This is a genomic window from Proteiniborus sp. MB09-C3, assembly GCF_030263895.1.
In the GTDB taxonomy this organism is placed as follows: domain Bacteria; phylum Bacillota; class Clostridia; order Tissierellales; family Proteiniboraceae; genus Proteiniborus.
Genome location: NZ_CP127161.1, coordinates 3443316 through 3456425, shown reverse-complemented (window position 1 = coordinate 3456425; position 13110 = coordinate 3443316). Strand labels below are relative to the sequence as shown.

10 protein-coding genes and 1 riboswitch are annotated in these 13110 nt (G+C 33.2%); all 10 genes read left to right on the top strand.

From position 1 onward, the window contains the following. Positions 1-55: 55 nt before the first annotated feature. The 10 genes from QO263_RS16985 to typA all read left to right on the top strand — a co-directional run bounded on the left by QO263_RS16985 (position 56) and on the right by typA (position 12352). Complete coding sequence (locus QO263_RS16985; protein ID WP_285624042.1) at positions 56-742, top strand: polyphosphate polymerase domain-containing protein; 687 nt, start codon at positions 56-58, stop codon at positions 740-742. A 24-nt stretch (positions 743-766) separates the two neighbouring features. Beyond that, positions 767-1462, top strand: a complete 696-nt coding sequence (locus QO263_RS16980) for a DUF4956 domain-containing protein (RefSeq protein ID WP_285624040.1) — start codon at positions 767-769, stop codon at positions 1460-1462. 31 nt (positions 1463-1493) lie between these two features. After that, positions 1494-3506, top strand: a complete 2013-nt coding sequence (locus QO263_RS16975) for a CotH kinase family protein (protein ID WP_285624037.1) — start codon at positions 1494-1496, stop codon at positions 3504-3506. Between the two features lie 205 nt (positions 3507-3711). Then, positions 3712-4368: a hypothetical protein gene (locus QO263_RS16970; protein ID WP_285624035.1), complete on the top strand. Its 657-nt coding sequence runs from the start codon at positions 3712-3714 to the stop codon at positions 4366-4368. Positions 4369-4384: 16 nt separating this feature from the next. Further along, a complete protein-coding gene (locus QO263_RS16965; protein WP_285624032.1) occupies positions 4385-6655 on the top strand; it encodes a DUF3160 domain-containing protein in 2271 nt (756 codons plus the stop codon). Then, complete coding sequence (locus QO263_RS16960) at positions 6648-6773, top strand: hypothetical protein (protein ID WP_285624029.1); 126 nt, start codon at positions 6648-6650, stop codon at positions 6771-6773. The genes QO263_RS16965 and QO263_RS16960 overlap by 8 nt, the downstream gene beginning before the upstream one ends. Positions 6774-6920: 147 nt before the next feature. Continuing rightward, positions 6921-7397: a hypothetical protein gene (locus QO263_RS16955; protein ID WP_285624026.1), complete on the top strand. Its 477-nt coding sequence runs from the start codon at positions 6921-6923 to the stop codon at positions 7395-7397. Between the two features lie 196 nt (positions 7398-7593). After that, on the top strand, positions 7594-8055 hold the full coding sequence (locus QO263_RS16950) for an NUDIX hydrolase (RefSeq protein WP_285624024.1): 462 nt from the start codon (positions 7594-7596) through the stop codon (positions 8053-8055). 145 nt (positions 8056-8200) lie between these two features. After that, positions 8201-10189, top strand: a complete 1989-nt coding sequence (locus QO263_RS16945; RefSeq protein ID WP_285624022.1) for a YgiQ family radical SAM protein — start codon at positions 8201-8203, stop codon at positions 10187-10189. 339 nt (positions 10190-10528) lie between these two features. Beyond that, positions 10529-12352 (top strand): translational GTPase TypA, encoded by a 1824-nt coding sequence (typA, locus tag QO263_RS16940; protein WP_285624019.1) that lies wholly within the window; start codon positions 10529-10531, stop codon positions 12350-12352. A gap of 613 nt (positions 12353-12965) precedes the next feature. Next, a riboswitch (molybdenum cofactor riboswitch) is annotated at positions 12966-13086 on the top strand. The last annotated feature ends 24 nt before the right edge of the window (positions 13087-13110 follow it).

Genomic DNA, 13110 nt, shown 5'->3' with positions numbered 1-13110 from the left:
TTTTTCACAAAAACAAATTAATGTTAGATTAAGACGAAATCTAGGAGGTGAGAAAATGAATGAAATCAAATATAGACATGAATATAAGTTCTTTATAAATACAGGGGATTACTATGCTTTAAGAACTAGGATAAAGGCTTTAATGAAGCTAGATAGAAATTCTAGAGACAGCGGAGACTACTCTATTAGAAGCATATATTTTGATGATATAAAGGATACTGCACTTTTTGAAAAGATAAATGGTGTAAATCACAGGGAAAAGTTTAGGATAAGATTTTATAATGGAGATTCCTCATATATTCGGTTAGAGAAAAAAATCAAAAATAATGGACTCACCGCAAAATTCAGTACTAAAATATCTGCTGAAGCCTGCTTAAAAATTCTTAATGGAGACATGGATTGGATTAGAACCAGTGAGGACAGTCTTTTGTATGAGCTGTATACTAAGATGAAGAATCAACTATTTAGGCCTAAAACTATTGTAGACTATGACAGAGAAGCTTATATCTATCCAATAGGTAATATAAGAGTTACCTTTGACAAATCAATAAAATCTGGACTATTTTCAACTAATATATTTGATACAAAATTACCTACAATGAAGGCTTTGGATACTAAGCTCATAATTCTTGAAGTAAAATTTGATGAATTTCTTCCAGATTTCATTTCAGATATTATACAGATTGGAGATAGAAGAGCTACAGCAGTATCAAAATATGCATTGTGCAGAGTAATAGGATAATAATGGAATATAGGAGATGAGAGAATGAATGGAACTACAAATACTTTAAATTTTAGTGATATATTTAAATCAAGTTTTCTCAATAAAATAGGTGCCATATCAGCCCTTGATATGATAATAGCCCTAGGACTTGCATTTATATTGGGATTATTTATAATGACAGTTTATAAGAAAACCTTTAAGGGAGTCATGTATTCCTCAAGCTTTGGAGTAGCTCTAATGGCTTTGACACTGATTACAACATTAATCATTTTGGCAGTAACTTCAAATATAGTATTGTCTCTAGGTATGGTTGGTGCATTATCTATAGTTCGTTTTAGAAGTGCCATAAAGGAACCTATTGACATAGCATTTCTCTTTTGGGCAATTTCTGGAGGTATAGTTCTAGGAGCAGGGCTTATACCCTTGGCCATATTTGGCTCCATATTTATTGGAATAGTCTTAGTTCTGTTTGTAAATAAGAAATCTAATGAAATACCATATATAATGGTAGTCAATTGTGAAGATGATAATTCTGAAAAAGAAGTTTTATCTGTAATAGATAGTAAGGTTGAAAAATACATTGTTAAATCTAAATCTGCTTCTAAAATTAGTGGACTAGAAGTCACTGTAGAAATTAGGCTTAAAAATATGACTACGTCATTTATTAATGAAATAAATAAAATCAATGGAGTTTCTAATGTAGTAATGGTCAGCTATAATGGCGATTATATGGGGTAGTTAGCTTTTTCAGAAAGAGTGGTGAATAAAGTTGATTAAAGAAAAGTATATAACTACCATAAGCATTATATTTATGGCAACAATAGCTATTTTCATAGCAGTCTTATTGACCTCTGTTCATAAGAGCGAAGTTTCTTTTGAAGCTTCTCAACCTGAATATATGTCTAAAGTATTTGATAAGGATAAGGTTTCAGAGATAAATATAATAATTGATGAAGACAAATGGCAGGAGCTTTTAGATAACGCAATTAAAGAAGAATACTATAATTGTGATATATCAATAAATGGTGAAACTTTTACAAATGTAGGAATTAGAGCAAAAGGAAATTCAAGCTTAAGTACGGTAGCTAATGACAGCACTACAGATAGATATAGCTTTAAAGTAGATTTTAGTGAATATATTAAAGGACAAAGCTACTATGGCCTGGATAAATTGGCACTTAACAATAACATGTCCGATGCCACTTATATGAAGGAGTATCTTTCCTATGATATGTTTTCAGAAATGGACATTCCTACACCAGGCTTTGCTTATTCCAACATTAAAATAAATGGTAAGGATTGGGGCTTATACCTTGCAGTTGAAGTCATGGAGGAAAGCTTTATTGAAAGATACTATGGCAGTATAGATGGAAATCTATATAAGCCTGAAGGCATGGAGATGGGCGGAAATAGAAACATTGAAAACAGAGATATGGTAGGCAATATACAAAGGAATGCTCCTAGGCAGAATAACCAAAATGATGAAGGAAATATAATAAATCCAGAAGTCATAGGTGAAAATCTACCAAAAGAAAGAGATATTAAACAGGAAGACATGTCAAATAATATGGCAGGATTTGGAATGGGCAGGAGCAGCAGTAGTGGTACTAATTTAGTATATACGGATGATAATCTATCAAGCTATTCTGGGATTTTTGATAATGCCATATTCAAATATACAAATGAAAAAGACCAAAGAACCTTAATCAATATATTAAAAAATTTGAATAGTGGGACTGATTTAGAAAAATATATAGATGTAAACGGAGTCCTCAGATATTTTGCTGTAAATACATTTCTAGTAAATCTGGATAGCTATGCTGGCAGCTTAAAGCATAATTATTATTTATATGAAAAGGATGGGGTACTTCAAATATTACCTTGGGACTTAAACATGTCCTTTGCAGGTTATCAAATGTCAGATGGAGGTAAGGCGGTAAACTTTCCAATAGATAATCCTGTCAGTGATACTATGGAAAACAGTCCACTTATCTCAAAATTACTAGAAGTGGATGAATACAAAGCATTATATCATCAATATTTGGAAGAACTGATAGTAAAGTATATAAGTTCAGGTAAATATGAGGCTGCCATAAGCAAAGTGAATGATTTAATAGCCGATTATGTAAAAAAAGATGCCACTGCCTTTTATACCTATGCTCAATATGAAAAATCATTGCCTGTATTGTTGCAATTTGGCAAGGACAGAAGAGACAGTATAATGGCTCAGCTAAATGGGCAACAGCCTGCAGCTACTTATGGAACACTAGCCACAACTGTAGATTTATCAGTTCTAGGTTCCATGGGCAGAGGTATGGGAAATAGAGAGGCAAGAGGACAGATAGAGGGGCAAGGGAGAGAAGTGTTTGAAGGGCAGGAAATTAGAAATAATGATGTAATGAGGCAGGCCATGGAAATAATTATGAGTTCAAAGGATGGTAATTTAACAGAAGAAGAAAAATCAAAGATAAAAGAACTAGGTTTTTCAGATGCTGAAATAGAGGAAATGCTTAAAATGACAAGACAAGAATTTCCAAATGGAATGGGTGTGAATGGACCTAATGCTAATATTGAAACTGAAAATAATGGTAATCAAGGAGGAAAAAGAACTCAAATAGATAGAAATTCTCCAATAGGATTTGAACAGTCAGGAGATTTAAGCAGCTATATCTCTATTGTTTCCTTATTACTAGTAGGAGGAAGTACATTAGCCTTGATAACAGCCTATATATTCATTTTAAAATTCAAACGCAGAAAATATAAACCTATAGACCTCTCCTAATTAATATAGATTAAAGCACTCCTTTTAGAGAAAAACTCTAAAAGGAGTGCTTATTTTATTTATATGGAACAACAATTTATAAAAAACGTCTAAATGATAATTTAAAAAATATCAAAGAGGTGATAATTTATTGCATATGATTAATAAATTGCGGATGATAATTATATTCGTAATTTTAGCTGTTATAGTTTTTGGAGTAATTATATTGAGGCCCTTACATGAAGAATTATGTTTATCCTTGAAATTAGCTCAGAACCAAAGACTAATAGATTACACATTTAATGAACAATGGCTTTTCGCAATTATTGAAGAAAAAGAAGGAGATGATTTCGAAAAAAATATCTTTATCTATAGATCAAAGGATTTTTCTGAAAAAGAAAGGTGGGAAAAAATAGCAGAATATGATTTTACTATGGTTTCGCCTTGGAAAATTGAAATAGGGAATATTGATTATTTAGACGGGCCTCAGGTAATAATGGGAGTAGATAAAACCACTTACTTTGATAAAGAAAAAAACAATCGGCTTTTCGTATTTAATTGGGACGGTGAGAAGCTCTATAAGAAATGGACTGGAACAAGACTAGGCTATGGTTTAAAGAATTTTTACATAATGGATTTTCTAGATGTGAAAGGTGATGAATTAGTGGTCATAGATAAAAACCAAGAAGGAGATGAGAGATTATTAGTTTATTATTGGTTGGATTTTGGCTTTCAGCTTTTGGCGGAGAGTAAATTTTATGATGCAATAGAAGAAGTAAGGTACTTAGATAATAATTTACTAGAATTAATTTATAAAGAACAAAGTAACAAAGCTACTGCAAAGGTAATTTTAAAGAAGGGTAAGATTATAGAAATTGATTAAGATTGGAGGAGATAGTTTGAAAAGGATAGCCACATTATTAGTTATAATAATTGTTTTTAACAGCATTTTATTTGGCTGTAGCAACAACAGTGGTATTGACATAGAAGATAATCCTGCCAATGCACAAAAGGATTTAGAGGATATCAATAAGTCCAATATAAATTGGTCAATACCAGAAGAAATAAAAAACATCCAGATAGCTTACAAGCCTACAGCTTATAAGGCTAATGTTAAACCTTATACAATTAAAGAGGATCTCTCGAATATTGAAAACATAGAGCGCTTTTCTGGATTTACAGATGAGCAGAAAAAGATGCTTTCTGAAAACGGATTCATTGTACTTCCAAGTAGAAGTACAAAATTAAATTACATATATGAAGAAAACGAATATTCAGACATACCTAATTTTGTAACAGCAGATACAGTATTACATTTGTATCATCAGTTTTATGGAAAATCACTTATCTTTGTTGAATCAGAGCTTTTATCTAAGGAGTTAGAGACATTAACAGATAGGATGCTGAATAAATCCATAGCTTTATTAGAACAAATAGAAGACAATGAATTAAAGAATTTACAGAAGAAGAACGTGACATATTTCTTAATTGCTAAAATGTTAATATTGGGGGATGAAAATATAGCTGTTACTGCAGATGATGATATATTAAGCTTAGCAAAGAAGGAATATAAGCTTATCCAAGATTCCTCAGGCATCGAAAAATCAGTTTTATTTGAGAATGAAGAATTAGACTATTCTCAGTTTACAGTAAGAGGCCATTATACTAGAAGTACTGCACTCGAAAATTATTTTAAGACCATGATGTGGTATGGATTTACTCCGATTAATTTGATGAATTTACAGACAAAAGAGTTGTATTATGAAAACACCTTAATGACACTTTTGATTACTTATACAGCATTTATAGACTATAAAGGCTCTAACGATATTAAAGCATGGAGTAATATTTATGAGCCAACAGGCTTTTATGTAGGCCAATCAGATGATATAAATATTATCGACATTAGGGATATGATTATTTCCATATTTGGTGAAGATATAGATGTAAATAGCTTCAATGACCCTTCATTTTATGATAAAATCCAACAAGGAGTAAAGGATTTGAGAGAACCTAAAATAGTTGGAAAGTTCGTTTCAAAGCCTACGGTGAAAAGCTTCAAACTTATGGGTCAGAGGTATATACTAGATGGATTTATAATGCAAGAGCTTATGGAACCACTTAAAAGACCAGTTCCTAATGGATTAGATGTAATGGGAGTGCTGGGAAGTGATCGAGGAGAAGACTTGCTATTTAAAGTTTATAGGCCGCAAAAATCATGGCCAGAATATGAGGAAAAATATAAAGAGTTAAAGTCAGATGTAAAAAGCTATAAAGACGAATTATGGCAAAGCAATTTATACAATGGATGGCTATGGTCAATTAAAAAGCAACTAACTGAATTCGATGAAAACTCTGGAATGCCTGTTTTCATGATTAATGATGGCTGGAGAAGTAAGTCCTTAAACGCAGCATTATCCAGCTATGCAGAGCTAAAGCATGATACTGTCCTATATGGAAAACAGCCAGTAGCTGAAGCCGGTGGGCCTATGATAACTTATGATCAGCATTATGTTGAACCAAATGCAGAACTATACGATACATTGCTTTGGCTGATGAAATATACTGTAGAGAATTTAAAGGCAAGGAATCTTTTGAATAATAACATTTTAGAAGGAACTGAATCACATATTAAATTATTAGAACTTCTAAAATCAGCATCAATAAAAGAGCTTAACAATGAACCTCTTACAGAGGATGAAAAAAATAGTCTTTTATGGGTTGGAGGTGCTATTGAGAATATAATTAACTGCTACACCGTCGGAAGTGCTTCTGAAGACGAACTGTTTAACGGAGTTTTTCCAATTGAGAAAAGTGCAATGATTGTATCCGATGTGGCAACATTACCAGGTAATCATTACCTCAGTATGGGCACAGGATATTTTGATGAAATCTACGTAGTTATACCTGTTGAGGACAAATTATATTTAACAAGAGGAGCAGTATATTCATACTATGAATTTACTAGTGACAAACGACTTACTGATGAAGAATGGTATGAGCTTCATGGACTTAAAACAATTAAGGCAGATGGCTATGAGTATGTAGAATATGGAGAGCCGTCTAAACAACTACCATCTCAACCATTCTGGGTAAATACATTCAAATCTAAAACTAACAATGTAAAAATAGAATTTCCTGAAGTAGATTGGGAAAAATCGAATGAATAGAATACAGGAGGAGAATATTATATCAATTCAAAAAGTCAAATTCAACGAATATTCTAAGGAAGCCTTTGAACAAACAATCAATGGTGCACCTCTAATAGTAAAGATATCAATATGGTAAACATCACAGTTATTGCGTAGGGAAGTAATCGTAGCTGGCAAAAAATCTTGGTCATCTAGTCATTGAAGCAAAAATTAGACAAAGTAATGAAAAATATTTTAAAGTAGTGTATAATAAAACTAATTAGTTGCTAAGGAGCGTGCTGTTATGTCAAATGAAATACTTGAAAAACTACTTAATGTGGTGGAAGGCATACAACATGATATAAAAGGCATAAATAATCGATTTGATAATTTAGAAAATAGGTTTGACGACCTAGAAAACAGATTCAGTGGTCTAGAAAATAGGTTTGACAATCTAGAAAACAGATTCAATGGTCTAGATAATCGGTTTGATAACCTAGAAAATAAGGTTGGTAATCTGGAAAATCGGTTTGATAATCTAGATAATAAATTTGATAAGCTTGAAACCAAGGTTGATAACAATCATAAAGAAGTTCTGGAGCGATTTGACAGAATTGAGGATAAGCTCATTGATTTAGAAGGAAAAAATGCTGCAAATCATGTAGCATCTAATACTAGACTCGATAAGATTTCAGAGGATATCGCATTTCTTACTCATAAAGAATTTCAAACTGAAAAAGAAGTATTTTGCATTAAGAAAAAGCTCGAAGTAATTAAATAGATTTATTAGAAAGGAACTTTAGAGATATATTTCTTATGTTCCTTTTTACTTTTTTATCTATGAAATACATTAGCCTATACATTAAATCTTGATAAATGCATCCAAAATCAATGGTTTCTCTAGTATTACACCTATATAAATGATAACATATAATATAACAGTAAAATTTGTCGGAAAATGTATTTGGGAGGGCAGCATGGAGACCATAAGAAATGTAATAAACGTTGTAGGTGCCATATATAGAGACAACAAGTGGCTTATGATAAAAAGAAGTGAGAAGGAAGAATATGCACCTGGAACAATTGCTATGGTAGGCGGCAAGGTAGAAAATGAAGGAGAAGAGTATAATATTCTTGAAAATACATTGAGAAGAGAAGTTATGGAAGAGGTAGGCATAGAGCTGGGGGAAGATATGATATATGTTGAAAGCATAGGATTCATATCTAAAAAGTGGGGACCTGTTGTAGATGTAGTGTTTCTCTGCAAGCATGAGAAAGGTGAGCCTTATCCAGCATCACCTAATGAGGTTGCAGAAGTCTATTGGATGACAATAGAAGAAATTTTAGAGAATGAAGACATCCCTCATTGGGTAAAGGACTGTATTAAAAAGTCATATAAGCTAAAAAATAGCTTGTTAAAGGGTTCTGATTTGTTCTAGTCAGCATTGACATGAAAAGAATCATCAGCGAAACTAAAGCTTTCTGGAGATCCATTGTATTCGAAGTTGAGAGTGTATATTTCTATATAAAACTGCTTATTATATGAATTTTAGGTACTAAAAATTTAATTAAAGGAATGATTTAATGCTTCAATTTTTACCTATGAATAGAGAAGATATGAAAGAAAGAGACTGGGAACAGCTTGATTTTGTAATAATTACAGGAGATGCATATGTGGATCATTCCTCCTTTGGTGCAGCTATTATTGGAAGGCTACTTGAGAATGAAGGCTTTAAAGTAGGAGTCATATCTCAGCCTTCTTGGCAAAATACTAAGGATTTTAAAAAGTTAGGTAGGCCTAGACTTGCATTTCTGATAACAGGCGGCAATATTGATTCAATGGTAAATCATTATACAGTGGCTAAGAGAAGAAGGAAAAATGATGCATATTCTCCTGGTGGAAAGATGGGACTTCGCCCAGACAGAGCAACTATAGTCTATGGCAACAGAGTAAAGGAAGCCTATAGCGACGTACCAATTATTCTAGGAGGTATAGAAGCCAGTCTTAGAAGATTAGCTCATTATGACTACTGGGATGATAAGGTTAGGCGTTCTATATTACTAGACTCAAAAGCAGATTTGTTAGTGTACGGTATGGGAGAAAATCAAATAATTGATATAGCCCATGGATTAGATAATGGAATAGATATTCATTATTTAAACTTTATAAGAGGGACTGTATATAAAACTAAGACAATAGACCATATATATGATGGCACGATATTACCGTCATACGACGAAATAATAGAATCAAAGAAAAAGTATGCTGAAAGCTTCATGAATCAGCATAATAATATGGATGCAGTATGGGGCAAAACTCTAATAGAACCCTATAGAGATGTGTATATAGTAGAAAATCCACCTGCTAGGCCGTTAGAGCAATCAGAGCTAGATAGAACATATTCATTGCAATATATGAGAAACTATCACCCAACATATGAGGAAGCCGGTGGTGTCCCTGCCATAGAGGAAGTCAAGTTTAGCATAATAAGCAACAGAGGCTGTTTTGGAAGCTGTAGTTTTTGTGCATTGACATTTCATCAAGGTAGAGTAGTTCAAGCTAGAAGCCACATATCTATAATGACAGAAGCAGAAAAGATTGTTTGGGAACCAGGCTTCAAAGGATATATACATGATGTGGGAGGACCTACAGCCAATTTTAGACACAGGGCCTGCGAGAAGCAGATAAAATATGGGGTATGCAAAAACAAGCAATGCCTTTTTCCGAATCCCTGTAATCAACTGAATATAGATCATAAAGATTATTTAAGCCTTTTAAGAAAACTTAGACAGCTGCCAAATGTAAAAAAGGTATTTATCCGTTCGGGGATAAGGTATGATTATTTAATACATGATAAGGATGAAGAATTTTTTAATGAACTATGTGAGCATCATATAAGCGGTCAACTAAAGGTTGCACCTGAGCATATTTCTCCAAATGTGCTAGAAAAAATGGGTAAGCCAAGGCGAGAGGTTTATGAAAAATTCGTAGCAAAATATAAAAAAATTAATCAAAACTTAGGTTTAAATCAGTTCATAGTTCCATATTTAATGTCCAGCCATCCAGGTTCTACATTAAAAGAAGCTGTAGAGCTTGCAGAGTATCTAAGAGATTTAGGCTATATGCCTGAGCAGGTACAGGACTTTTATCCAACTCCGGGAACATTATCTACATGCATGTATTATACAGGTTTAGATCCTAGAACAATGAAGGAAGTATATGTACCTAAAAATCCTCATGAAAAAGCAATGCAAAGAGCATTGATTCAGTACAGAAATCCAAAAAATTATGATTTGGTACATGAGGCACTTATAAAAGCAGGCAGGACAGATTTAATAGGTTTTGGAGGAAGGTGCTTAATATGGCCTAAAAAGAAAGAAAATGAAGGAAAAAATAATAGATTTAAGGGAAGTCTTAATAAAGCCAATAGAGGATATAAAAATGATAAGTTTAGTAAGAGCAACAAGGATAGCAATAATAGGGATAATAAAGGAAAAGAGAGAAAGCTCTCGTTAGAAAGTAATAAAATCAATCAGTCAAAGAATAGTATAAAATCAAGAAAGAAAAAATAAAAAGTTATTTGCTCTCCCTCAATAATTGATGGAGGGTATTTTTTATTACTAAAGGCTTTCTTTTAAAAGTTTCAAAAGAGAATTTCTATTAGGTATGAATTGGTTTAATATATATACTAGAATTGGCAAAAACTAAATGCATACAGTTAAAAGAAATTTAAATTATATTTGTAGAGCATGGCTGTATAAAGTATTTGTGAGGAAAACTATAATTTAGTGCACTTTTTATTAAAATTAATTTATGTACTAAAAAATTTCTATTAGTGATTTTTATTGATTTTTAAACTCAATATGATAAAATAGCTTTTGTTGGAATTTTAATTGGAAAGAGGAATAATTGTGAAGACAAAAAGAGATGATATACGAAATTTAGCTATAATCGCCCACGTTGATCATGGTAAAACTACACTAGTAGACCAGCTTTTGAGACAAAGTGGTATATTCAGGGCGAATCAAGTCCTTACTGAAAGAGTCATGGATTCAAATGACTTGGAAAAGGAACGTGGTATTACAATATTATCAAAGAATACGGCTGTACACTATAAGGGTACAAAAATAAATATTATAGATACTCCTGGACATGCTGACTTTGGTGGAGAAGTAGAGCGTGTTCTTAAGATGGTAAATGGTGTAATCTTAGTAGTTGATGCTTTTGAAGGTCCCATGCCTCAAACAAAATTTGTGTTGAAAAAAGCTCTAGAGTTAAGTTTGCCTGTAATAGTTTGTATAAATAAGGTAGATAGACCAGAGGCCAGACCAAATGAAGTAATAGATGAGGTTTTAGATTTATTTATAGAGCTAGGTGCAGACGAAAGTCAGCTAGAATGTCCATTTATATTTGCATCTGCAAAAAGTGGAACGGCCTCCTTAGATGTAAATGAGCAAAAAGATAATATGGAGGACTTATTTGAAACCATATTAGAATATATACCAGCTCCTGAAGGAGAAAAAGATGAGCCTCTTCAAGTTCTAATATCTACAATAGACTATAACGAATATGTAGGTAGAATAGGAGTTGGAAAGGTTGAAAGAGGAAGCATTAGAGTAAATGAACCAGCAGTAATAGTAAATTATTTAGAGCCAGAGGTTTCTAAAAAAGTTAAGATAACAAAAGTCTATGAATTTGAAGGGCTTAATAGAGTAGAAGTGGAAAGTGCTGAAATAGGAAGCATAATAGCAGTATCTGGTGTTGAAGGAATACACATAGGTGATACTATATGTGCGCCAGATAACCCGGAGCCTCTTCCATTTATAAAAATATCAGAGCCAACTATTGCAATGACGTTTTCAGTTAACAATAGTCCTTTTGCTGGTCAAGAAGGAAAATTTGTAACATCAAGACAAGTTAGAGAAAGGTTATTCAAAGAGCTCAATACTGATGTAAGTCTAAGAGTAGAGGAAACAGACTCAACAGATTCATTTAAGGTATCAGGCAGAGGAGAACTCCATCTTTCAATATTAATAGAAACCATGAGAAGAGAGGGCTATGAATTCCAGGTTTCAAAACCAGAGGTTCTATATAAGACTATTGATGGAAAGAAACATGAACCTATAGAGAAGGTAACTATAGATGTACCAGAAGAATTCGTTGGCTCAGTTATAGAAAAGCTAGGACAGAGAAAAGGTGAACTGGTTACTATGACTCAGCCTAATGGAGGATATACTAGATTAGAGTTTATGATACCAGCTAGAGGCTTGATAGGCTATCGCTCAGAGTTTATGACTGATACTAGGGGGAACGGAATAATAAACTCAGTATTCGAGGGATTTGAGCCATATAAAGGAGACATACCTAGAAGGCCTCAGGGCTCATTAGTAGCCTATGAATCTGGAGAATCAGTAACATATGGATTATATGCTGCACAAGAAAGGGGAATACTCTTTATTACAGCTGGAACAAAGGTATATGCAGGTATGGTAGTAGGGCAAAATGCAAAATCTGATGATATAGAAGTAAATGTATGTAAGAAAAAACAGCTTACAAATACTAGAGCCTCAGGCTCAGATGATGCATTAAGACTTTCACCACCTAAAGTCATGAGCCTTGAAGAAGCATTAGAATTTATTGAAGATGATGAATTACTAGAAATTACTCCAGAGAGCATTAGAGTAAGAAAAAGCATACTTGATAGTAGTTTAAGATATAAATCTAAGAAGAAATAGATTATAAGAGCCATAGCAGAGATTATTCTCAACTATGGCTTTTATGACCTAACCCGATTTCCCGAATGCTTTTATCGGGAAATCGCTGGTAGGTCAAACGCAACGAGCACCAAATTTATGTGAGCGATAGCGAGCAAATAAATTTGAGTTGCGAGACTGCGAACATGACCTAACCCGATTTCCCGAATGCTTTTATCGGGAAATCGCTGGTAGGTCAAACGCAACGAGCACCAAATTTATGTGAGCGATAGCGAGCAAATAAATTTGAGTTGCGAGACTGCGAACATGACCTAACCCGATTTCCCGAATGCTTTTATCGGGAAATCGCTGGTAGGTCAAACGCAACGAGCACCAACCCTGTTGTAGGTTTATAATAGGAGTGTCCGTTAGGACCAAATTTATGTGAGCAATAGCGAGCAAATAAATTTGAGTTGCGAGATTGCGAACATGATAGGAGTGTCCACTAGGACCAAGTTTGAACGATCGAAGGGAGTTAACAAGTTTGAGCTGCTGGATTGTGATTTTTTCTGAACTTTAAGATTATTTAGAACAAATGCTTCATATTTAGCAAGTAACGTTGACAAAAATATATCGACGATTTAGAATAAGATTAGAAAAAGAATAATTCCGAGCTTATAAACCTAAAGATAAGAGTCAATGGATATAAGCCTATGGGTATGAATAGAAATACTCATGCCTCTCATGTTTGGAAAGGAGCTTCATTTCATTGTCATCTAGTAGATGTAGTGGCTTTTTAT

Bases quoted from the DNA above. Each gene is read 5' to 3' on its own strand.
- QO263_RS16980 (WP_285624040.1), top strand. From the start codon at position 767: ATGAATGGAACTACAAATACTTTAAATTTTAGTGATATATTTAAATCA.
- QO263_RS16960 (WP_285624029.1), top strand. From the start codon at position 6,648: ATGAATAGAATACAGGAGGAGAATATTATATCAATTCAAAAAGTCAAA.
- QO263_RS16985 (WP_285624042.1), top strand. From the start codon at position 56: ATGAATGAAATCAAATATAGACATGAATATAAGTTCTTTATAAATACA.
- QO263_RS16945 (WP_285624022.1), top strand. From the start codon at position 8,201: ATGCTTCAATTTTTACCTATGAATAGAGAAGATATGAAAGAAAGAGAC.
- QO263_RS16955 (WP_285624026.1), top strand. From the start codon at position 6,921: ATGTCAAATGAAATACTTGAAAAACTACTTAATGTGGTGGAAGGCATA.
- QO263_RS16950 (WP_285624024.1), top strand. From the start codon at position 7,594: ATGGAGACCATAAGAAATGTAATAAACGTTGTAGGTGCCATATATAGA.